Origin of the sequence: Arcobacter vandammei (assembly GCF_016106035.1) — a bacterium.
GTDB classification, from domain to species: domain Bacteria; phylum Campylobacterota; class Campylobacteria; order Campylobacterales; family Arcobacteraceae; genus Aliarcobacter; species Aliarcobacter vandammei.
The window spans coordinates 52,774-74,460 of record NZ_JADKPZ010000003.1 but is presented as its reverse complement, the minus strand read 5'-3'; the positions used below and the strand labels follow the sequence as shown (position 1 = coordinate 74,460).

The window sequence follows — 21,687 nt, the reverse complement described above, 5'->3', positions numbered from 1 at the left end:
AAATAAAGTTTTTATATAATAAATCAAAATTTATTTAGGGGACTTTATGAAACTTCAAATTTTAATAATTTTACTATTTACTCTTTTATTTACAGCCTGTTCAAACAAAGAGTTAGAAGAGGTTGAATTTGTAAAACTTGATAAAAAAATTTCATTTTCAAAAGATATAAAACCAATTCTTGATAATAGATGTGTTTCTTGTCACTCTTGTTATAACTCTCCTTGTCAATTAAAGCTAGACTCTTTTGAAGGGCTTAGTAGAGGAAGTTCAAAAGATGAAGTTTATGCAACAAGATTAAAAGCAGCAGATCCTACTAGACTTTTTATTGATGCTTTATCTACAAAAGATTGGAGAGATAAAAATTTTTCTTCTGTTTTGGATAAAGATGAGGATAGTGAAGAGTCAATTATGATGCAATTTTTATTTCAAAAAGAGCTAAATCCTGAGTTAAAAGGAACTTATTCACCTGAAACAGAAAAATTAACTTGTGTAAAAGATAGAGATGAATTAGAGAGTTATTTTGATAAAAATCCTCATAAAGGAATGCCTTATGGATTTCCTAATCTTACAAAAGATGAATATAATACTTTGATGACTTGGCTAAATAATGGCTCTTTAAATGATACAAAAGATTCTGAAATACCAAATTTTGAACAAAATATGATAAAAAAATTTGAAGATTTCTTAAATAATCAAGATATAAAACATAAAGTAACAGCAAGATATATTTATGAGCATCTATTTTTAGGTCATATTTATTTTGATGAAAAAAGTAATAATTTTTATGAATTAATTCGCTCAAGCACTCCATCAGGTCAAAAGCCAAAAATAATTGCTACTAGATTTCCTTATGATGGAATAAATAAGCCATTTTTTTATAGATTCCAAAAAGTAACTTCTACAATAACTCATAAAACTCATATGGTTTATAAAATGGATGATGAAAAATTGAAATTTTATAATGATATATTTATAAAACCAAACTGGGAAGAAGAGCCATATATTCCAAACTATAGTGAAAAAGATAGCCCAAATGCACTAGAAGTTTTTAAACAAATTCCAGCTATTAGCCGTTATGAATTTATGTTAAAAGATATATATTTTATAATAAATAATTTTATAAAAGGACCAGTTTGTAAAGGACAAATTGCTCTAAATGTAATTCAAGACCATTTTTGGGTGGCTTTTATGGATCCAAAATATGATTTAAGTATAGTTGATAAAAATTTTTTAAAAGATAATTTTGAAAATCTAAAAGTACCAAATCAACTAGGAGAAGATCCTAGCCTTTTTCAAACATTTAAAAACTTAGGAAAAGAGAGCGAAACTAAAGCTTATCAAAAAAATAGAGCAGCACTTTATAAAAAATATTATAAAGGTGGTTTAAAACTAAATTATTTAAGACATAGCTCAAATAATGATTCAATTCTTACTGTTTATAGACATTTTGATTCAGCCTCTCTTCACTATGGAGCATTAGGAAATATCCCAAAAACTTTATGGGTTATTGATTTTCCACTTTTAGAGAGAATTTACTACTCTTTAGTTGCTGGTTTTGATGTATTTGGGAATACAGCTCATCAACTACTTGTAAGAACTCATATGGATAGATTAAGAGTTGAGGGCGAAAGTAATTTTTTAGAGTTTCTTCCACAAAAAAGTAGAATTGATTACTTTAACTCTTGGTATATTGGTTGGTTAGCACAATATCTTACAACTTATACACCAAGCGACAATGAAACTGGTATAAAATTTAAAACAAAAGATTATAAATATGAATTTGTAGAAAATCTTTTAAACTACACAAAAACAGAAAAGGATAAAATTAATTTTGTTGAGAAAGACTACATCCCTACTTCTATAAAACCATCTTACAACACTAAAGAAGAGATAGAAGATAGCTTAAGAGCATTATCAACTCCTGATGTATCAAAAGTAATTAAACACTTTGTAGGAGCTGGTGCTAACACTGCAAATATAAGAATTTTATTGAAAAATGGTGAAAATCTAAATTATACTATGGTTATAAATAGATGGCATAAAAATGTTGCTTTAATGTTTGATGAGAGTTCAAGACTTGACCCAGCAAAAGATGATATTGATTTTATTGAAGGTTTTGTTGGTTCTTATCCAAATATTTTTGCTTATGTAAAACAGGAAGATTTAAGTGATTTTTTTGATTTAATACAAAATTATGAAGATACAGAAGTTTATAATAATAAATTTCTAAAATACACTATAAATCGTGCAAATACAAAGTTTTGGGAAGTTTATGATTATTTTGATAAAGAATTTAAAAAATCAAATCCTTTGGAATATGGAATTTTTGATTTAAATAAATACTATGAAAAAGTTATTCCATAAAAAGATGAATTAAAATTTCATCTTTTTATCTCATCCAATATCAATAAGTTCTCTTTTAAATAGCTCTTGATTTAATTTTTTAATAGCAGTTTTATAGATTTTATCTATCTCATTTTCATCTTCTTCTTTTAAAAAGGTTTTTATCTCTTCAAGAGTTTTACCCTCTTCAAAAGCTACAAAAGTTTTATACTCTCTTTTTGTAAACTTTCTTTTTAAAACTTCTTGAAGCTCATCTTCAGCTTTTAAAACACCTAAAGGTTTTACTATGTGTTTTCTAATCGAATTTTCAAAATTCATAATATGGAATTTCCTTTTTTATTTTTATTTATTTAACCAATTTTCTAAAGTTTCTATATCTTTATATGAAGTCATATCAAGCATAATAGGAGTTATAGATACAAAACCATCTTTTATTGCTTCAAAATCACAAGATTTATCATCACTACTTTTCCACATTAAAGGATGAAGTCCTATCCAATAATACTCTTCACCTCTTGGATTTACATGTCTTGAAGCATCGTTTCCATACTCTCTAAATCCTGCTTTTGTAATTTTTAAGCCTTTGCAATTTTTGGCACTAATTGGTGGAATATTAACATTTAAAAACTTTCTTTCATCTAATGGGAAAGAACCATCAAAAATCTTTTTAACTAAAGTTACTATAGTTTTACAAGCCAATTCAAATTCCCAACCATGAGATATATCTCTACACATATCTTTGCAAACTTGTGATATTGCAATAGCTGGAACTCCGTGAAGTACAGCTTCCATAGCTGCACTTGCTGTTCCACTATATGTAATATCTTCTCCCATATTTGCACCAATATTTATTCCACTGATTACCAAATCTGGTCGATAGCCATTTTTAAATAAATTTCCTAAAGATAGATATATACAATCTGTTGGTGTTGCATCATCTATTTTATAACTATCATCACCAACACTTATCATTCTTAAAGGTCTATCCAAAGTTAAAGAGTGTCCACATGCTGATTTGTTTTTTGCAGGTGCAACCACCATAATTTTCGCTATTGGTTCAAGTGCTTTTATCAAAGCTTTTAACCCAACTGCATCGTATCCATCATCATTTGTTAATAATATTTTTAACATATTTTAAAATGTTCCTTTTTGCTTTTTTGCTAACTCTTTTACAATTTCCCAATTCTCTTTATACTCTTCAATTTGGTTTAGTTTTACACTTTTGCAATCTTCTTCTGATAATCTATCAGCCCAAATCATAGGAATAATATAACAAATCCCAACTTGCTTATCAACTGCAACATAAATATCACAATCTTTTGAAGTAATTCTTTTTCCAATATTTCTTTCGTGAGTATGGTCAATTCCAAGTCCGCCTCTATCTCTATCTTTAAAACTAATAGTATTTCCAGTGCTAATACCTTTTATTTGAACTCTTAACAAAATTCCCTCAAAGTCAATTATTGCATCATATCTACTACTTCGTACATCAACACTACTACAATTAAATCCAGCCAAAATTGCTCTTGCAACAAAAATAAATTCTGCACTATCTCCAGCATTTGCTGTCATTACTCCACTTTCAATATGGTTTAAATTTGTACTAAAACCATTTGTCATAGCAATATACAAAGATTTTTCTATAATTTTTTTCAAATCAGTTTTTATAAAATCAAACTCTTTTTTACTATCTTGACTTAATTTTTCTTCTATAAAATCTATATTAAATTCGCTAAGTTCTTGCAAATTTATCTCTTTTGAAATTTTATTAAAAAAATGACTTGTATAAAATTTCATTAAATCACTTTTTTTAAGTCCAAAATTATTTGCAATTTGTTCTACTTTGGCTTTTTTATAATTTTCATTTTTCAAAGCTTCGATAAGTTTTACTTCATTCATAGGTAAATCCTTTTATAAATATTTTTTGCAATCTCTTTTATAACTCCTACAACAACACTATTTCCACACTGTTTATAAAGTTGCCCATCTGATAAATTTGCAAATTTGAAACTATTTGGAAAACCTTGAAAATTTGCACACTCTCTTGGTGTTAGTTTTCGTACTCCCTTATCATCTTTTATTATTGGAACATTGTGTCCACCTGTTCCCATATTTGCAGTTAAAGTCGGACAAACTCCACTTTTATTTTCTCGTACATATTTTCTTCTCCACTGATAAATAGAAGTTTTATCTACAATATCATCTTTTATTTTTTCAAAAAGTGGTTTATCATTGTAATAGTATTTTTCATCTACATTTTTTTCAAGTTTTGAGTGAATTGAAGCACAATTTTCTATATTTTTAGGAAATTCAAAAAGAACATCATCTCTAAATGCAACAATATAAATTCTCTCTCTATTTTGTGGAACTCCAAAATCTTTTGCATTTAATACTTTTGAAAATACTTTATAGCCTAAATCTTCCAAAGTCTGTTTTACTACTTTAAAAGTATTTCCTTTATCATGGTTTACAAAACCTTTTACATTTTCTAAGAATATTAATTTTGGTTTATGATATGCAGCAATTCTAGCAACATCAAAAAAAAGTGTTCCTCGTGTGTCTTCAAAACCTAATCTTTTTCCTGCTATACTAAATGCTTGACAAGGAAATCCTGCTAGTATAATATCGTGTGGTGGAATATCTTTTTCATCTATTTTTGTAATATCTCCGTGTGGAACTTCTCCAAAATTTGCATAATATGTCTGTTGTGCATATTTATCTATTTCACTTGAAAAAACAAACTCTATATTTTTGCCAAAAGCTTCTGTAAATCCTAATCTTATTCCACCAATTCCAGCAAATAAATCTATGGCTTTTAAGCTAGTTTTAGAAAAATTTGAAGAGTTAAAATTTATAAATGATTGTTCTGTTTCAAATTTTGTCAAGATAACTCCTTTTTTTATTTAAACTATAACAAAAAAATATAAAATTAGCAAAATATATTACAGAATGAAATATTTTTAAACCTTTACTGAGCATCAACAACAAATGCTCCTTTTATACTATTTATCTGTTTTTCCACATTTTCATTTACTTTTATTCCAGTTTCAAGCTCCAAATCAGCTAATTTTGATTTGATTATTATCTTTAATTCTCTTTTTCCTTGATTATTTACAACTAAATCAAACAAATCATGCAAAATCATCTCATCATCACTAAACGGAAGAGCAATAATTAGTGGTGGTTCTACAATCTCTTTTTGTTTTATTTTTACCTTCTCTTTTTGTGCATCAAAAATAGTCTCAATTTTTAAAACACTCATTCGTGTAAACTGGTCATTTTTTGAGATTCTAACTTTTATAGCTATTGGTTCATTTAAATCAAAACTCTCTTGAAGTTCCTTTAATCTATCCTCAAAAAGCATAAACTCAACAGTTCCGTGAAAATCCAAGATTGAGACAATTCCAAATTTTGACCCTTTTTTTGATATTTTCTCTGTTATCTCTTCAACTTTTCCAACAATTAAAATCTGGCTACCATCTGCTAATTCATCAATTTGAGAAGATAAAGTATAATTTATTTTATCTATTTGCTCTTTGTATTCATCAAGTGGATGACCTGAAACATAAAAACCTAAACTAGCTTTTTCAAGTTCTAATAACTCTTTTTTTGAATATTCGCTTAAATTTTCAAGTTCAATTTCTATTTTTGTAAGCTCTTCACTATCTCCAAAAAGTGAACCTGTTGCCATTTTTTTTGCATTACTAGCTTTTGATGCACCATCTATTATTTTTTCTATTTGGCTTAAAAGTGCATTTCTTGAGTATCCAAAACTATCAAAAACCCCTGCTTTTGCTAAAGATTCTATAACTCTCTTATTTACCTTGCTTGAGTCTATTCTTGAAACAAAATCTGATAAATCATTAAATCCTTTTTCTCCTCTTGCATTTAAAATAGAGTTTATAGCTATATCTCCAGCACCTTTAATTGCCCCCATTCCAAACATTACAACTTCTTTGCCATCAATATTTGTAGCTGAAAAAACCAAATCAGATTTATTTATATCAGGTGCAAAAAGCTCAAGACCCAGTCTTTTAACCTCATCAACATATCGCACAACTTTATCTGTATTATCTTTTTCTAGTGTCAATAAAGCTGCCATAAATTCGGCTTTGTAGTAGCATTTTAAATATGAAGTATAAAAAGTAACCAAAGCATAAGCAGCTGAGTGAGATTTATTAAATCCATATCCAGCAAACTTTACAATCAAATCAAAAAGCTCTTCTGCATAGGCTCTTGTAAATCCTTTTTGTTCTGCACCATCGGCAAATTGACCTTTTAATCTATCCATCTCTTCTTTGATTTTTTTACCCATAGCTCTTCGCACAAGGTCTGCTCCACCCAAAGAAAATCCTCCAACACTTTGTACAATTTGCATAACTTGTTCTTGGTAAACAATAACTCCATAAGTGTTTTCTAATATTGGTTTTAGTGCCTCTTCAAGCTCATCGTGGAAATAGTCAATCTTTGCTCGTCCGTGCTTTCTTTCGATAAAATCATCAAGCATTCCAGATTCCATAGGTCCTGGTCTATAAAGTGCAAGAACGGCAACAATATCCTCAAAATTTGATGGCTTAAGTCTTTTACACAAATCTTGCATACCGTCGGATTCTATTTGAAATAGTCCCAAAGTATCGCCTGTTTGGATTAAATCATAAACACCTTTATCATTTACATCTATGGTTTTAAAATCTATTTTTTTGCCATGTCTTTGCTCTATTAATTTTATAGCTTCATCAATAACTGTAAGAGTCTTAAGCCCTAAAAAGTCAAACTTTATCAAGTCCACATCTTCTATATATTTTCCGTTGTATTGAGTTGCAAGAGTATCCAATCCACTTGGTTTAAAAAGTGGTGTTTTATTCCAAAGTGGCTCATTTGAAATAACAACTCCAGCTGCATGAGTTCCTGCATTTCTATTTAAGCCTTCTAAGGCAAGAGCATATTCCCAAACTCTAGCAGCCAAAGGATCAGCTTCGCAAAGCTCTTTTATTTTTGGCTCTTTTTCCCAAGAAGATGTAAGATTTATTCCCAACTCATCGGGAATTAATTTTGCCATAGCATCGGCTCTTGCATAAGGCATATCTAAAACTCTTGCAACATCTCGTATAACTCCTTTTGCTAGAAGTTTACCAAAAGTGATAATTTGAGCAACATTGGCTCTTCCGTACTGATTTACAACATAATCAATAATCTCCCCTCGTCTACTTTGACAAAAGTCCATATCAATATCGGGCATTGATACCCTTTCAGGATTTAAAAATCTCTCAAAAAGAAGCCCGTAAGGAATAGGGTCTATATCGGTAATTTGTAAACTATATGCTACTAAACTTCCAGCGGCCGAACCCCTTCCAGGACCTACTGGAATTCCCATATCTTTTGCAACTTTCACAAAATCCCAAACGATTAGCATATATCCTGGAAACTTCATATTGTTTATAATCTCAATTTCAAGCTCCAACCTAGCTTTGTACTCTTCGTGTTTTTCGATTGGGACAAGTTTTAATCTCTCTTCAAGTCCAATTCTACACTCATAAGCAAAAAGAACCTTGTCATTTTCTAGCGAATACTCCAGTTCAGACTCAGGTATATCGATATTTCTCTCTTTTAATTTATCTCTTGTAAATTTAAAGTTTGGTGGAGTTGGGTTTCCTAGCTTGATTGTCAAATTACACTTATCTGCTATCTCTTGAGTTGCTTCAATTGCTTCAGGAATATCAGCATAAAGTTTACTTATTTGCTCTTGTGATTTTAAATAAAACTCATGAACACTATGTCTTAATCTATTTGGATCATCATAGAGTTTATTCATAGCAATGCACATAAAAGCTTCGTGTGCATCAGCATCTTTTTGCTCTAAATAGTGAGTGTCATTTGTAGCAACAACTTTTATGCCAGTTTCGTTTGAGATTTTTAATATTTGATCATCTACAAAGTGCTGATCCCCAATACCATGCCTCATAATCTCAAGATAAAAATCATCTCCAAAAATCTCTTTGTATTCAAGTGCTATTCTTTTTGCCTCTTCATAACCTTTTGCACCATTTTTAACATTTCTTTCATTTTGAGTATTTAAGTGCCAATTTACTTCTCCTTGAAGACATGCAGCACTACAAACAAGCCCAGCAGAGTGTTTTTTTAGAAGCTCTTTATTTATTCTTGGATAGTAGTAAAAACCATTTATATAGGCTTGTGAACTTAGATACATAAGATTTTTATAACCTATTTCATCTTTTGCATAAAGGCATAAATGGTATCTTTGTCTATTTGTCTTATCGCCCAAATCTTCGCTATTGTGGATATAGGCTTCCATTCCAATAATTGGTTTTATGCCCTCATTTCTCATAGCATTGTAAAAATCTATCGCACCAAACATATTTCCATGGTCGGTCATAGCGACACTTGTCATTCCAAACTCTTTTAGTTTTTTTGCAAGTGGTTTGATTTTGTTTGCACCATCAAGAAGTGAGTACTCTGTATGTAAATGTAAATGTGTAAATTGTGGTATTTGTGACATATTTTTTTAAATCTTTTTTCTAATTTGGTTTTGTTTTATCTATTTTTTTAAGGTTAGAGTGTAGCTAAATTTTGGTTTTAAAGTGGTTAAATATGTTGAAATGTATTTTATCTAAAAGTACGATATTTTCCTCTTTAGAAAGAAGTAACTAAAAAAATGATTTTACAATATGTATTTTTAACTTAGTTTAAATTCACTAAAAAGTGATGATAAAAACAATACTTCATCACGATTTTTAGTAGCTACAATTAATTTTAAACTTTTATTAATTCTATATATTTTACCATTAAGTACTCTAAAATTCTTATCCACAAAGTCTTTTAACTCTGATTCTGTACTAAAATCTTGTTCAAAAAACATATATTCTTTTGATAGATATTCAATAAAATTTCTTCTAAATTTATCTTTACATTCTTTTCTAAAAGCTTCAATTTTAAAACTATTAAAAATTGTATATGACTTTAAAACAAAAAGAAAATTAATATTATAGTGATGAACAAATAATGTATCTCTATCAAATAATCTTTCTGTAAAATGATAAGATGAATTAATTTTTCCATTAGGTGAAATTTCTGCTTTATCGTAGTTCATATCTTCATAAATTCTACCTTCAATAAAAAAATTTGGTGAGATATTATATCCTTCTGTAATTTCATCTCTATATCTAATTTTGCTATTTATAGTTTTCCTATCATTTAATAAATCAATATTAAACTGAATTACATTTTTAGCATAAGTAAACTGCTTGTAAATTGATTTTTTATCAGTAATATTATTATCTTTATCTTTTATCTTGTAATATTTAGAATCCCCTATATAAAAAATACTCTCATCGTTTGATAATAAAGAATCATATTCAAATAAATGGTCAACAATCTTTCCATCTTGTTGATTCTTTAATTTAGATAAATCTGGATTGTCTAAATTATCAGAAAATAATTTATCAATCATATCTTCAAATATTATATGATATTTGTTTACCATTAAAAATTCTTCATTTTTTTTCGATGTGCTAGCATTTATATCTACATTAAAATATAGTTCCATAAGTTTGTAAATTTTAATTAATGTATCAGAAAAATATTTATACTTAATTTTTTTAAGAATTTTTGGAGCATTAAGAATTAATTTCGCATAAGATTTACCAGTATAAATAAAATAAATATTATCAATGTTAATATTAAATTTATACTCTTCTCTTAAATAATTTAAAACCGAATAAAAAATTGTTAGTAAAGTTTCTTCTGTATCTGTGTATTTTTTCCTATTATAAGATTTTATATAAATTGGATCATTATTTTTATCTACAAAAGGTAAAGTTTTATTGATAGTCTTTTGCCAACTTGTTTTTCTATGTTGTTGAGATTTATATTGTTTTTCAATGAATAGTATTGTAGTTTTATTTTTCTTATGAAAATTTATAATATTTAAAACAATATCGATATAAGAATATTCATCTTTTCCAATATTACTATTGAATATTATAGAATCCATTTCAGATAATAAATCTGATGAATAATATCTATTTTTATATTCAATTAAACTTTTGTTAAAAAGAATTAACAAATATTTAAATTGATTTAATTTAGCTTTATCTTTTATATTTTCTTCAAATTCAGGTTTGATTAAATCAAGTTTATCGTATTCAAATAAAACTTTTTTATTTTCATCAATAAAAACTTTTGGAAGTATATATACAACTTCTTTATTTTTAAAAGAATAGTAATATCCAACATAATCGATAATTGATTTAGTCCCATTCTCTTTATAAAATCTAGAATCTATAATGTCTTTTATATCAGATGTATTATACTTCTCACCTTCAATTAAAATTTTCATTATGCTTCTTTTGGTTCAGAACTTACTTCATTTTCTATTTTTATAAGATTTAAATTATTAACAAAAATATACTCAATTAATTCAGAATTAATGTTATTTGTAAAGAAATGCTCATAAGTTAATAATTCTTCACCTTTTATAAAAATAGTTTCATCTTCATCCTTAAAAACATCATTCCATAGATAAAATATCACTTTGTTAATAAAAGTTTTTTCATCAATGATATTATCTGTATTTTTAGCATTAACAAACCAATTACCAACTTGTTTATCTTGACTGTGTGTCGCATCTAAAATTCTTTTATTAACTTCTTTTAAAAAGTCTAACCATTTATATTTAGACCCTGAAGTTAATCTAATAATGAAGTCAGAATCACTTTTTTCTGAATCGTATTCAATTGGAACATATTCCCAATCCCATCTTCTTTTAAAGGCACTATCCATAGGGAATAAAGATTGGTCTGAAGTATTCATTGTAGCAATAATTGATAAATTAGAAGGTAATCTTAACTTACCACCTTTGATTCCATCTAATCCATTTTCTTTTAAATTCTCTTCTAAGTAAATTTTTAAATCTTCAGTAGCTGTTGTTTCATACTTACTTTTTCCATTTTCATCTCTATCTAAAAGTTGAAATAAATCTCCAAAAATTTCTGCACAATTTCCTCTGTTAATTTCTTCAATTTGTAAGAAATAATGGTTATTTAAATTATTCCAAGCTTTTACATAGATATTTGTAAATATTTGGGGAACAAACTTGTATTCAATTTTATTTTCTTCATCTTTTTTAACCATTACTGGCTTATAACCACCAACAAAAGAGTTATAATCATATTCTGGATGAAAAGTAGTTTTTTCAACAAATTCTTTTTGTCCCTCTATATTCGCACCAGTTTTCCCATCTGCTACAAAAGATTTTCCAGTTCCAGGTGAACCAAAATATATTATATTTGAAGCTTTTTTGTTAGTAGTTGAATAAGAAGATTTAAGTACAGATAATTTATTTAAACTAGCATATTTTTCAGAATAGTTATGTTCTAGAGCATCCCAAATCTTATTTCTTTCATCTAAAGACTCATAAACAAGATTAGGTTTATTTTTAATAGGTTCTGGTTGTGGAGCTTTAATTATAGTTAGTGTTAATATTCCAGTATTTACATTGTCATAATCTAAACTATATGCAAAACATGGATTTGGTATAATATTAACAATTTCATTGTAAAATTCTTGATTTTTAATCTCGTTATAAGTAAAACCTATATTCATTTTTAATGTTCTTCTACCAAAATGACTACCACTAGTTTCCTTTGCAATAATTAATATCAATGGCTTACTTATGGTATGTTCTGTATGAGTATCTTCTTCAACATCATAGATTCTAATTACTACATTATAAAATATTGAAACTACTTCAATATCCTTATTTTCAGTATTACCACGACCATATAAAAAATTATTGATATCTTTTACTTGATTAAATACTAAACCGTTAATTATTTCAGAACAACCCTCTATCTTCATTAAATAACCATTAGCACTACTTTGTCCTAATTCATGACCCCAATCTACGGTTGCAGATCCTTCAATTTTAGCATTAAAAAAAATGCAGTTTCTTTTCAATCTCATAATTGACTACCTTTAAATATTATTTTAAAAAGTTTACTAACCAAGTTAATATCCCAGCCATTAGCTGCTCTTTTGCAAAGTTGTTGATATGACTGATTTGCAAAATCAATTTCACCATCTTTGAACCCCATTAGTCTGTAATGTTCAGGAATAGAATAATTTCTAACTTGAAGTTTTCCATTGATAGGGGGATGAACTACTCTCATTTTATTATGATGGGGTTCTAATATAGTTATACTTATTCCATCAGTTCTTATTTTCTTATTGTAAAGATCTGCACAACTAGATTCTTCTACTATAAAATCAAGATTGTATAATTCTTTAAGTCTTTTAATTTGTTCAGGGGTTTTAAATAATTGATTTGGTGGATTTTGACATAATAAATCTTTAAAAAAAGTTGTTAATTCTTCTTTTTTAGGTTCTAATTTAAAGTTTGAATCAAGTTTTCCATGAAATGCATAAATCCAAACTCTTTCTCTATTCTGTGGGATTCCATAATCTTTTGAATTTAAGAGTTTATAAGTTACTTGATAACCTAATTGTTCTAATTTTTTGATAATTGTATTTAAAGTTTTTTCATGCCTTTTTGTTATTAAACCTTTCACATTTTCAAGTAAAACATGCTTCGGTCTTTTTATTGTACAAATTTCTAAAATATTATGAAATAATGTACCTCTTGTATCTTCTTCTCCTTTACCTAATCCAACTTGAGAAAAAGGTTGACATGGAAAACCACCCGTAAATAAATCAAAATCAGGCAATTCTTCTGGTTTGATTTGTGTAATATCTCCATAACTTTTTATATTCGGAAAATTTTTACTATATAATTCAATTGCAAATTTATCAATTTCTGAAAAACCAATTATTTCGTGAGGTATTTTTGCTCTTTTTAATCCAAATGAAGCTCCACCATAACCAGCAAATCCTTCAAAAACTTTTATTTTCTTCATTAATTATAAATATCCTTATATAAATTAAATTACTATTTTTTGAATCGTAATACTATCATAATTCAACTTCTTCATCTTTTATAGAAGTATTTATAAATAAAGTAATTAGTAATATTATATTCTAATTTAAAATATATTTATAAAATTTCCGATGTTTTGCAAATAGAGATTTCAGAGTTTTTTAAAGAGTTTTAATTTTAATAAAGTGATTTTTCTTTATACTTCTGAAATTTAAAAAGGAGTTATATTTATGAAAAAAACTAAAGATATAGAAAAACTTTTTGATTATGGCGAAAATATAATAGAATATATAGATTTACAAAGTGCAAAACGACCGAACTTGGAACAAAATCTAAGCTCAAAGTGTGTAAATGAGATAAAATCTTTAAGTGGTAGCTGGAGAGATTTTCCAACTCTTGAAGAGTTAAGAGATACAAAAAAAGATATAGAAAGAGAAAAGCTTTAAAAGATATTTATTAGAAGCTTTTATCTCTTATTCATATATTTTAAGCCAAAAGTCCACTCTTTACAGCTTGATAAACTTCTTCACCTTTTAAAACTTTTACAATCTCAAGTGCAAATTCCATAGCTGTTGCTGGTCCTCTTGAAGTTATTACATTTTCATCTATAACAACATTTTGATTTGAGAAATATCCATCATCTTTAATTTTTTCTTCAAAACTTGGATAACAAGTGTAGTTTTCACTCAATACATCAGCTGTATGAAGTGCATAAGGAGCTGCACAAATTGCACCTATTTTTTTATTCTTTGCTTTGAACTCTTTTAAAAGTCTTTGTACATCACTATTTTCTGCTAGTGTAAAAGCATTTGGAAGACCACCTGGAAGTGCTATCAGGTTAAAATCATCACTAGATACTTCAGTGATTTTTTTATCCATCTCTATTTTAATACCGTGAGAACCTGTTAAAACCTTATCTTCAACTCCTGCACTAACTACTTCTATTCCTGCACGGCGGCAAATATCAATAATTGAAATTGCCTCTATCTCTTCAAAACCATTTGCTACTGGAACTAAAATTTTTGACATAATATCTCCTTTTTTATTCGTTTTATGGATTATATTAAATTATGTTTAAATTTAGTTCAAGGATATATAAGTAAGTTTTTTATAAAATCTTAACAATTTATAAAAGGGGTTTTTCAATGTTTAGAAATATTTCTAAAATCGCTATTTTATCAACTTTAGTTGCTTTAATTCTTACTGGTTGTTCATACAAGTATAGAAGTGCAAATATGGTAGATGCTACAAGTAATAGCAACTTAAACAAAGAGTATAACAAAGTAATAGATGCAAGAAATCATCTTGATTTGGCTGATGATATGAATAAATATGTAACAAGCCAAACAACTCTTGAAGCAACTATTGCATCACTTTCAACTCAATTGATGCAAAATCAAAAGATTAATACTGATAAACCTGTACTTATTACATCTTTTGTAAGACTAGACCAGTTAAAAGAGACTTCAGAATTTGGAAGAGTTTTAGGAGAGAGTTTGATAAATGATTTATCAAATAGAGGATTTAATGTAATTGAATATAGAGGTCAAATGGCTGTTTCTATAAATGAAAAAGGTGAATACTTTATATCAAGAAAACCTCATGAAATAAAAAGTTCAGCTCCAAATACTTATGTAGTTGTTGGAACATATTCAAGACAAGCAGGAAAAGTTATTTTAAATGCTAGAATTATTGATAATATTAGTGGAAAAATCATAACAAGTGCAAGATCAACATATCTTCACAATTTAGCAAATGATTGTACACTTTTTAAAGATTGCCCACCTGCAAGAACTATAAATATAGTTAGAGAGAAATAATGAATAAACCCTACTTAAAAGTAGTAAAACAGATATTTGTTTTACTACTTTTATCTTTAAGCTTCAACTCTTGTGCTTACAAATATCCTTTAAATGGTTCAAATAATTTTCATGCTTTAATCTCTGCTATGGTTGATGAATCTAGTCAAAAAATCAAAAGACATGTTGGTTCTGGCGAAGTTGTTTTGGTTTCAGATTTTGTAAATCTTGATAAATTAAAAAATAAATCTCAATTAGGTTTTTTACTCTCAAGTATGTTAAAAGATAAATTATCATCGTTAAATATAATAGTAAAAGAGATAGAACTAGGAAAAGAGTTTGAAATTGGAAAAACTGGATTTAATCTTCTTACAAGAGAGCAAAATAAAATTTTATCAAATAAAGTCCAATCAAGATATGCGGCTGTTGGAACTTACTCAATTACTAGTAAAACTTTAAATGTTTTTATAAGATTAATAGATGTTAATACAGGAAATATTTTAAGTTCATCTTATGGAAGAACAAATATAGATGATGAGATTTTAGGTCTTGAAGGGAATTTGGAAAGAAAAACCACACCTTCAACTAGACCTCATTTAGTTTTATAAAATCTCTTGAATTAAAAAAGATGGGGTAACCACTCCCCTAAACTCATTTTTAGAAATAGATATTATTAAATTCAAACTATCATTTAATTTTGTGTTGCTATCATAAAACTTTAAAGCTTCAAAAACAAAACCATCGCTATTTAAAGTAAGTTTTAGATGATTTTTGTCTTTTCCTATAAGTTCAGTTTTAACTAATTTTGCATTTGAAACACTAAAAATTGGTCTTTCGTTTTCTAAACCATAAGGTTCAAACTCTTCAATAATAGATATAAAATCTAAATCTACACTTGAAACATCTAATTCACCCAAAGTTATATACTCATTGTGTAGGCTATCATTTACTTGCTCTAACTCTTTATTTATTATACTTTTGAACTCTTCCAAATTGGAAGCATTCATAGTTAAACCAGCTGCATTTTTATGTCCACCAAAACCAATAAGCAAAGAAGATGCTTTTGAGATTAAATCATATAAACTTATTTGTGAATTTGCTCTTGCACTTCCTTTTGCTATTCCATTTGTAATTGAAAAGATAAAGGCTGGTCTTTTAAACTTATTAGATAGTTTTGAAGCAACAATTCCAATAACACCTTCATGCCAATTTTCTCCCCAAACAACAACAGCTTTATCATCAGATTTTATCTGTTGTTGAGCTTTTAAAGCTATATCTTCTTGAAGTGTTTTTCTATAATTATTTAATTCATCTAAAACAGCCAAACTTTCATATGCACTATTTTGGCACTTTGAAAGTAGAAATTCCAAAGCCAAAGAGGCATCTTCCATTCTTCCTGCACTATTTATTTTTGGAGCAATAGTAAATCCTACATCATCAGATACTAAAATCTCTTTTTGCAAGTGTTGATTTAATAACTTAAAAGCTTCTCTTTTTGAGTTTTTTATTTTTTTTAATCCTTGTTTTACCATTGTGTGATTAAGGCTTGTCATAGGCATAATATCTGCAATAATAGCCAAAGTTAAAAGGTCAAGATATGAGCTTAAATCAACATTTGCATTTAACTCTTTTTTAATAGCAGCACAAAAGTACCAAGCAACTTGAGCACCACAAATCTCTTTAAACTCAAAACCACAATCTTCTTGTTTTGGATTTATAATAGCAAGTGCAAGAGGAACTTTTTCTCCAACAGTGTGATGATCTGTAATAATTAAATCTACATTTTTCTCTTTTAAAATTAAAGAAGATTCATAAGCACTAATTCCATTATCAACAGTTATTACAAGTCCACTATCTATTGTATTTGCAATTTTAGTAGATAAACCATATCCATGATTAAATCTATTTGGAATAATATAATCTACTTTCACTCCCAAACTTTCAAAGAATTCAAGCATTATAGTTGTTGATACAACACCATCAACATCATAATCTCCAACAATAGTTATTTTTTCACCAGTTTCTATAGCTTGTTTCACTCTTTTTGATGCAATATCTATATCTTTAAAGTTATTTGGAGTTGGAATAGATGCAAGTTTTGAATAAGGATTATTCAAATGCCTTGCATTTAGAATAGAAAAAAGCTTTTCTTTTGTTATTTTCGACATTATTTAGGGCTATTTGCCTGTTTTACAAACTCTAAAATAATTGGATTTGGAGTTTCCAAATGTGAAGTAAACTCAGGATGGAACTGAACTCCTACAAACCAAGGGTGATCTTTTAACTCAACTGCTTCAATAAGTCCATTTGACTCACCACTTATAAGCATTCCTGCATTTTCTAAAACTTCTTTATATTTTGGATTTGCTTCATATCTATGTCTATGTCTTTCAAAATATTCATCATTAGTCCCATAAGCTTTTTGAAGTTTTGAACCTTTTAGTGGAGTAAATGGATACTCTCCCAATCTCATTGTCCCACCCATTGGAGATTTTTGAGTTCTTAATTGTTTATTTCCACTTTGATCCATAAATTCATCTATTAAATATATCATTGGATTTGTTGTCTCTTCGTTAAATTCAATAGAGTTTGCATCTTCAAGACCTAAAACATTTCTTGCAAATTCAATTATACTTAACTGCATACCTAAGCAAATTCCTAAGAAAGTTATATTATTTTCTCTTGCATACTGAATAGCTTTTAATTTTCCTTCAACTCCTCTTGCACCAAATCCACCAGCAACTAAAATAGCATCAACATTTCCAATTACTTCATAAGCACCTAAATCTTCTATTCTTTCACTATCACACCAGTGAATATTTATTTTAGTATTTAGGTGAGCTCCTGCGTGAATTAAAGCCTCAATTAAAGATTTATAAGACTCTTTAAGTCCTAAATATTTCCCAACAAAAGCAATAGTAACTTCATCTTGTGGAACTAAAATATTTTTAACTAAAGTATCCCATTTCTCCATATTTGGTTTAATTTTAATATTAAAATGATCAGATAATGGAGTTAAAATTCCCTCTTTTATAAAGTGAAGGGGTACTTGATAAATTGATTTTGCATCTCCAGCTTCAATAACTGCATTTCTATCAATATCACATGAAAGTGCAAGTTTATCTTTTAGTGCTTTTGGTAGCTCTTGCTCTGTTCTACATACAAGCATATGAGGAGTTATCCCAATTCTTCTTAACTCTTGAACAGAGTGTTGAGTTGGTTTTGTTTTAAGCTCACCTGCTGCTTTTATAAATGGAACTAAACTTACATGAATATTCATAGTATTTGATTTTGGTAATTCGTGTCTGATTGATCTAATGGCTTCTAAAAATGGTAAGCTTTCAATATCTCCAACTGTTCCACCAATTTCAATAATTAAAAATTCATTTCCATCTGATGCTCTATAAATTCTATCTTTAATCTCATCAACAACATGAGGAATTACTTGGATAGTTTTCCCTAAATATCCACCTTCTCTCTCTCTTTTAATTACACTTTGATAAACTTGTCCTGTTGTAAAACTATTTATTTTTGTTAAAGTTTTATCAATAAATCTCTCATAGTTTCCTAAGTCAAGGTCTGTTTCAGCACCATCAGCAGTTACAAAAACTTCTCCGTGTTCAAGAGGACTCATAGTTCCTGGATCCACATTTAAATATGGATCTATTTTTAACATACTTACTTTGAAGCCCGATTGTTTTAATATTGTAGCAATTGAAGCAGAAGTTATTCCTTTCCCCAAAGAACTTAAAACTCCACCCGTTACAAAAATGAATTTTGTCATAAAAATACTCCATAAAAATTATTAAATTTGTAAAATATATAAGCTGTGATTTTATCTAAAAGTTTATAATAAGCAATTTAAAAAGATAGAGTGCCATTGGCACTTTATCTTATTTTTGTAGTTTATCAGCTCTTGGGAAGAAGAAAGTAGCATTTCTAAATACTTTTATTTTCTCTGGGTCTTCTTTTGCATAGGCTTTTAATGTAATAGTAATTGGTGTATCTTTTAAATTATTATCTACTAAAAGTTTTGATGTTTCAAGTATTACAACTTTTTTAGCCATCTTTCCAGGACTTAAAGTAAATGGTTCAAATCTAGTTATTTTTATATCTGGATTATCTACAATTTCAAGTTCATAAGTAAGAGGTTTTGACTCAGTATTTTGGAAAAGTAGTAAATAGTTATTTGTTACAATATTCCCCTCTTTTACCTTATAAAGTTCTGTATCTTTATTTACATTTAAAAGCATATACTCTTTTTCACCGCTCATTACAAACATAAGTCCTATTGTAAGAGCTAGAGCCACAAAATACATAATAGTATTTTTTCTAATCATCTTTGTAGGTTCATTATTTACAGTTATATTTGTACTAGACCATTGAACAAGTGAAGGTTTTCCCAATTTCCCCATAACTTGTGTACAGGCATCTACACACTCTAAACAGTTTATACACTCAAGTTGTAAACCTTTTCTAATATCAATATGTGTTGGACAAACTGTAACACAGGCTTCACAGGCTGTACACTCATTTTCTGGATTTGGTAAATCTTTTATTTTCCAAACAACTTTCTCTTTTTTATCATTATAGATATTTCCGCCTCTTTTTGTAGAGTAGATAGCTTGATAAGTATTATTATCATATAACACACTTTGAACTCTTGAGTATGGACAGATATAAACACAGAAATCTTCTTTTAAAATAATTACATCATAAATTAAAAATGCAGCGATACATAGAACAATCCCAATTAAAAACATATGTTCTGTTGGTTCTTGTAAGTAAGCAAAAAAGTCTTGAGGTGGTACAAAAAACCACATAAAGTTTGAAGCTGCAATTAAAGATAAAATAGACCATAAAACAACACCAACAGATTTCTTAATTTTATTCTCATTTTTAGATAAATCTGGATCTTTTTGTTTATTTTTAATTCTTCTAAGACCTAAAAGTGTTGATTCAATTAAATCTCTATAAATTACCCTAAAAATTGTTTGTGGACATGTCCATCCACACCAAGCTCTTCCACCAATAGAAGTAACTGCAAAAATACCCAAAAATAGAAGCATTAATAAAAATGGCATAAGGTATAACTCTTGCATATCAAAAGCTGTCCCCATTAAGTGAAACTGCATTTTATCGAAAGATAGTAAGAAAATTTGATTTCCATTTATTTGAATAAATGGTAACGACAGTGAAAATATTGTAGCAATAACATAAGCGAGATACCGTTTTTTACGATAAGGAGTCTGTTTTGTATATTCTTGTTCTTTACTCATTTTGTAAACCTTTTTATAATATATTGAGATTTTATATAAATAAAGCTTATTATTTGCATAAATATTCATAAGTTTTAGTTATAATTAAATCTTTATTACTTTTAATTTTATATAGAAATAATATCATTTAATGTCTAAAATTATTTATTTTTACAAAAACTGTTGCTAAAAGAAATATAATTAATTCAATTTATATAAAATTATATTTTTTATATAATAATTAACCAAATATTTTATAGAATAGATTCTATTTCAAATAAGGAAAGGTTATGAATTTTATATTTAAAAACTTAATAGCACTTTTTGCTTCATTATTATTAGTGACAAGTTTAAGTGCAAAAGAGGGAAAAGTAATTGGTGCTTCAAATCACTCAGTTCCTAGCTGGTTTAAAGATAGTTTTTTGGATATTGCTGAAGATATTGAAGAAGCAAGTGCAAAAAATAGACACTTTATGATATTTTTAGATTTTGAGGGTTGTCCATATTGTTCTAAAATGTTAAAAGAAAACTTTGAAGATGACAATAAAACAAGTCAGTTTATAAAAGCAAATTTTGATGTAATTGAGCTAAATGTAAAAGGAAGTAAAGAGATAACTTGGGTTGATGGTGATGTTGTAACTGAAAAAGGTTTAACACAAAAATTAAAAATCCAATATAGTCCAACTGTTCTATTTTTCTCTCCAAATAAAGAGATAATAGCAAGAGTAAATGGTTATAGAAACCCTGTTGATTTTCAATATATTTTAGATTTTGTTCAAACAAAAAAATATGAAACTACAGATTTAGCTACATATTTAAATAAAGTTGAGAAAAAAGAAATTTATAAACTTCAAGCAAATAAAATGTTTAAAGATATAAATGATTTATCAAAAATCAAAACTCCTGTGGCTATTATTTTTGAAGATGGATCTTGTACTCAATGTGAGCATTTTCACTCAAAAATTCTTACAAATAAAGATGTAAAAGATGAATTTTCTAAATTTACAGTTGTAAGAGTTGATGCTTCTAGTTCAAAAGAGCTAATCACTCCAGATGGTATAAAAACAACTCCAAAAGAGTTAATAGCAAAAATAAATCTTGATTATAGACCAGGGATTTTACTTTATGATAATAATAAATTAATTTCTACTATAGATGCTTTACTTTTTCCATTTCACTTTAAAGAAGTGCTAAGATATGTTAGTGGGAAAAACTATATACAGTATCCAAATAGCTATTTAGACTATTTAAGAGTAAGACAAGATGAACTTATTAAAAGCGGTGAAACAATAAATGTTGGTGAATAAAATGATTTTTTTCATTTTGTTACCAAAT

At 27.7% G+C, this 21,687-nt stretch carries 17 protein-coding genes; 5 read left to right on the top strand and 12 right to left on the bottom strand.

Annotated elements, in window-relative coordinates; genetic code table 11:
- Window positions 1-46: 46 nt before the first annotated feature.
- Window positions 47-2,365, top strand: a complete 2,319-nt coding sequence (locus IQC44_RS02465; protein ID WP_198304622.1) for a fatty acid cis/trans isomerase — start codon at window positions 47-49, stop codon at window positions 2,363-2,365.
- A 30-nt stretch (window positions 2,366-2,395) separates the two neighbouring features.
- On the opposite strand, the gene IQC44_RS02460 is transcribed toward IQC44_RS02465, so the two are convergent.
- The 8 genes from IQC44_RS02460 to IQC44_RS02425 form a co-directional block, all read right to left on the bottom strand.
- Complete coding sequence (locus IQC44_RS02460; protein WP_198304621.1) at window positions 2,396-2,662, bottom strand: hypothetical protein; 267 nt, start codon at window positions 2,660-2,662, stop codon at window positions 2,396-2,398.
- A gap of 24 nt (window positions 2,663-2,686) precedes the next feature.
- Window positions 2,687-3,475, bottom strand: a complete 789-nt coding sequence (gene surE / locus IQC44_RS02455) for a 5'/3'-nucleotidase SurE (RefSeq protein ID WP_198304620.1) — start codon at window positions 3,473-3,475, stop codon at window positions 2,687-2,689.
- Window positions 3,476-3,478: 3 nt separating this feature from the next.
- On the bottom strand, window positions 3,479-4,243 hold the full coding sequence (locus tag IQC44_RS02450) for a group I intron-associated PD-(D/E)XK endonuclease (protein WP_198304619.1): 765 nt from the start codon (window positions 4,241-4,243) through the stop codon (window positions 3,479-3,481).
- Complete coding sequence (locus IQC44_RS02445) at window positions 4,240-5,229, bottom strand: DNA cytosine methyltransferase (protein WP_228286231.1); 990 nt, start codon at window positions 5,227-5,229, stop codon at window positions 4,240-4,242. The genes IQC44_RS02450 and IQC44_RS02445 overlap by 4 nt, the downstream gene beginning before the upstream one ends.
- Before the next feature lie 83 nt (window positions 5,230-5,312).
- The gene (gene dnaE, locus IQC44_RS02440; RefSeq protein WP_198304618.1) at window positions 5,313-8,861 is read right to left on the bottom strand and encodes a DNA polymerase III subunit alpha; all 3,549 of its coding nucleotides are present in this window, start codon (window positions 8,859-8,861) and stop codon (window positions 5,313-5,315) included.
- A gap of 177 nt (window positions 8,862-9,038) precedes the next feature.
- On the bottom strand, window positions 9,039-10,700 hold the full coding sequence (locus tag IQC44_RS02435) for a hypothetical protein (protein ID WP_198304617.1): 1,662 nt from the start codon (window positions 10,698-10,700) through the stop codon (window positions 9,039-9,041).
- The gene (locus tag IQC44_RS02430; protein WP_198304616.1) at window positions 10,700-12,325 is read right to left on the bottom strand and encodes an McrB family protein; all 1,626 of its coding nucleotides are present in this window, start codon (window positions 12,323-12,325) and stop codon (window positions 10,700-10,702) included. Before IQC44_RS02430 ends, IQC44_RS02435 begins: the two co-directional genes overlap by 1 nt.
- The gene (locus tag IQC44_RS02425) at window positions 12,322-13,275 is read right to left on the bottom strand and encodes a DNA cytosine methyltransferase (RefSeq protein WP_198304615.1); all 954 of its coding nucleotides are present in this window, start codon (window positions 13,273-13,275) and stop codon (window positions 12,322-12,324) included. The genes IQC44_RS02430 and IQC44_RS02425 overlap by 4 nt, the downstream gene beginning before the upstream one ends.
- 250 nt (window positions 13,276-13,525) lie before the next feature.
- Between IQC44_RS02425 and IQC44_RS02420 the strand changes: the two genes are divergently transcribed.
- Window positions 13,526-13,741 (top strand): hypothetical protein, encoded by a 216-nt coding sequence (locus tag IQC44_RS02420; protein ID WP_198304614.1) that lies wholly within the window; start codon window positions 13,526-13,528, stop codon window positions 13,739-13,741.
- Window positions 13,742-13,781: 40 nt separating this feature from the next.
- Here the strand turns inward: IQC44_RS02420 and IQC44_RS02415 are convergent, their stop codons facing one another.
- Entirely contained in the window at window positions 13,782-14,324 is a 543-nt protein-coding gene (locus IQC44_RS02415) for a DJ-1 family glyoxalase III (RefSeq protein ID WP_198304613.1), read from the bottom strand.
- Between the two features lie 116 nt (window positions 14,325-14,440).
- Here IQC44_RS02415 and IQC44_RS02410 point away from each other — a divergent pair, with 116 nt between their 5' ends.
- Entirely contained in the window at window positions 14,441-15,115 is a 675-nt protein-coding gene (locus IQC44_RS02410; RefSeq protein ID WP_198304612.1) for a FlgO family outer membrane protein, read from the top strand.
- Complete coding sequence (locus tag IQC44_RS02405; protein WP_198304611.1) at window positions 15,115-15,702, top strand: FlgO family outer membrane protein; 588 nt, start codon at window positions 15,115-15,117, stop codon at window positions 15,700-15,702. The genes IQC44_RS02410 and IQC44_RS02405 overlap by 1 nt, the downstream gene beginning before the upstream one ends.
- On the opposite strand, the gene recJ is transcribed toward IQC44_RS02405, so the two are convergent.
- The 3 genes from recJ to ccoG form a co-directional block, all read right to left on the bottom strand.
- A complete protein-coding gene (recJ, locus tag IQC44_RS02400; RefSeq protein ID WP_198304610.1) occupies window positions 15,697-17,262 on the bottom strand; it encodes a single-stranded-DNA-specific exonuclease RecJ in 1,566 nt (521 codons plus the stop codon). The genes IQC44_RS02405 and recJ overlap by 6 nt on opposite strands.
- On the bottom strand, window positions 17,262-18,878 hold the full coding sequence (locus IQC44_RS02395) for a CTP synthase (protein WP_198304609.1): 1,617 nt from the start codon (window positions 18,876-18,878) through the stop codon (window positions 17,262-17,264). The genes recJ and IQC44_RS02395 overlap by 1 nt, the downstream gene beginning before the upstream one ends.
- Window positions 18,879-18,987: 109 nt before the next feature.
- Entirely contained in the window at window positions 18,988-20,373 is a 1,386-nt protein-coding gene (gene ccoG / locus IQC44_RS02390) for a cytochrome c oxidase accessory protein CcoG (protein WP_198304608.1), read from the bottom strand.
- Between the two features lie 269 nt (window positions 20,374-20,642).
- On the opposite strand from ccoG, the gene IQC44_RS02385 reads away from it, so the two are divergent.
- The gene (locus IQC44_RS02385; RefSeq protein WP_198304607.1) at window positions 20,643-21,659 is read left to right on the top strand and encodes a thioredoxin family protein; all 1,017 of its coding nucleotides are present in this window, start codon (window positions 20,643-20,645) and stop codon (window positions 21,657-21,659) included.
- The last annotated feature ends 28 nt before the right edge of the window (window positions 21,660-21,687 follow it).

Bases quoted from the DNA above. Each gene is read 5' to 3' on its own strand.
- IQC44_RS02405 (WP_198304611.1), top strand. From the start codon at position 15,115: ATGAATAAACCCTACTTAAAAGTAGTAAAACAGATATTTGTTTTACTA.
- recJ (WP_198304610.1), bottom strand. From the start codon at position 17,262: ATGTCGAAAATAACAAAAGAAAAGCTTTTTTCTATTCTAAATGCAAGG.
- IQC44_RS02410 (WP_198304612.1), top strand. From the start codon at position 14,441: ATGTTTAGAAATATTTCTAAAATCGCTATTTTATCAACTTTAGTTGCT.
- IQC44_RS02395 (WP_198304609.1), bottom strand. From the start codon at position 18,878: ATGACAAAATTCATTTTTGTAACGGGTGGAGTTTTAAGTTCTTTGGGG.
- IQC44_RS02435 (WP_198304617.1), bottom strand. From the start codon at position 10,700: ATGAAAATTTTAATTGAAGGTGAGAAGTATAATACATCTGATATAAAA.
- dnaE (WP_198304618.1), bottom strand. From the start codon at position 8,861: ATGTCACAAATACCACAATTTACACATTTACATTTACATACAGAGTAC.
- IQC44_RS02420 (WP_198304614.1), top strand. From the start codon at position 13,526: ATGAAAAAAACTAAAGATATAGAAAAACTTTTTGATTATGGCGAAAAT.
- surE (WP_198304620.1), bottom strand. From the start codon at position 3,475: ATGTTAAAAATATTATTAACAAATGATGATGGATACGATGCAGTTGGG.
- IQC44_RS02460 (WP_198304621.1), bottom strand. From the start codon at position 2,662: ATGAATTTTGAAAATTCGATTAGAAAACACATAGTAAAACCTTTAGGT.
- IQC44_RS02450 (WP_198304619.1), bottom strand. From the start codon at position 4,243: ATGAATGAAGTAAAACTTATCGAAGCTTTGAAAAATGAAAATTATAAA.
- IQC44_RS02385 (WP_198304607.1), top strand. From the start codon at position 20,643: ATGAATTTTATATTTAAAAACTTAATAGCACTTTTTGCTTCATTATTA.
- ccoG (WP_198304608.1), bottom strand. From the start codon at position 20,373: ATGAGTAAAGAACAAGAATATACAAAACAGACTCCTTATCGTAAAAAA.
- IQC44_RS02415 (WP_198304613.1), bottom strand. From the start codon at position 14,324: ATGTCAAAAATTTTAGTTCCAGTAGCAAATGGTTTTGAAGAGATAGAG.
- IQC44_RS02465 (WP_198304622.1), top strand. From the start codon at position 47: ATGAAACTTCAAATTTTAATAATTTTACTATTTACTCTTTTATTTACA.
- IQC44_RS02430 (WP_198304616.1), bottom strand. From the start codon at position 12,325: ATGAGATTGAAAAGAAACTGCATTTTTTTTAATGCTAAAATTGAAGGA.
- IQC44_RS02425 (WP_198304615.1), bottom strand. From the start codon at position 13,275: ATGAAGAAAATAAAAGTTTTTGAAGGATTTGCTGGTTATGGTGGAGCT.